Annotated in this window: 1 protein-coding gene; it reads left to right on the forward strand. The window is 49.6% G+C overall.

Annotation, left to right across the window (positions count from 1 at the left end; all coding sequences use genetic code 11):
• The first annotated feature begins 397 nt into the window (after positions 1–397).
• A complete protein-coding gene (locus tag WH50_RS25760; RefSeq protein WP_110190346.1) occupies positions 398–904 on the forward strand; it encodes a hemerythrin domain-containing protein in 507 nt (168 codons plus the stop codon).
• The last annotated feature ends 262 nt before the right edge of the window (positions 905–1,166 follow it).

A 1,166-nucleotide genomic window follows, 5' to 3' on the forward strand; every position in this document is an offset into this window, starting at 1 on the left:
GTGCCAATGCCGCATTGGGCGCATTCGACCACCTGATTCGCTCCTCTGCCCCCGCAGAAGAGAAAGCGGCCTAACAGGCTGTTGAAAACGTTATCGAGGCCGTCGAGACAAGGAAATACCCCTAGGGCACAAGAAACAGGCGAAAAAGCGGAGTTTAGTGAGCTAAATGAGCATTTTGAGCCTGTTTTTGACGCGGTATTCGGCAACGCAGATAGATTTTCAACGACCTGCTAATCAGCAGCCTATGCACTTCGATACCCAGACCGGAGCCGGTTATACCACCTCCGGTCTGCGACTTTCTGGCTATCCGCCACTGATCATTTATTGACCTGCATCATCCCACTTCTACAAGTCACAGGCATATAGTCTGAGCATATCGAGATGGGAGGAGAAGGCCATGAACATTATCAACCAGCTCAAGCAAGATCACGCTCATCTGCAGGAAATGCTGCGTTTACTTGATGAACATCTTCATCATGATGAGCTGGATCTGGGTTTGATCAAAGAAACTCTCGCCTATATCGGTGATTATGCAGAGCGCTATCACCATCCGATGGAAGATCGACTACTGAACCACCTCAGCCAGCATAACCCACGCCTGACCAAGCTTTACCATCACCTTCAGGAAGACCACATTACGCTGGAAGCACAGAGCAATCAGATCAGAGAACAACTGGAAGCCATTGAAATGAGCACTGTTGTGCCCATGGATGAATTCCGCAGGTCGCTGCTGCTTTGGGTAGCTGCACAGCAACGTCACCTGCACTACGAAGATCAGTACATGCTGCCTGTTGCAGAACATGATCTACGTCTTTACCCGGAGAACTTCGACTGGCCACTGCCACCTAACGTGGGCCTGATTACACAGTATCAGTCCCTGACACGCGATCTGCGCTCTTCTTGATACAGTTGCAGTGGGTATAACAGGCTGTTGAAAAACGTTATCGAGGCAGCCGAGACAAGGAGAAAACAGGCGAAAAAGCGGAGTTTAGTGGACTAAATGAGCATTTTTGAGCCTGTTTTTGACGCGGTATTCGGCAACGCAGATAGATTTTCAACGACCTGTTAAAGCATAAGGCTCGAAAACTTAGATAGTACAGGGACGTCAATCTGCGGAGATGCTAGCGGCTCAGGACGTGTTCCTAAAGCTGACTCTGCACTCCCAG

It is taken from the genome of Pokkaliibacter plantistimulans (assembly GCF_003194385.1).
GTDB lineage: Bacteria > Pseudomonadota > Gammaproteobacteria > Pseudomonadales > Balneatricaceae > Pokkaliibacter > Pokkaliibacter plantistimulans.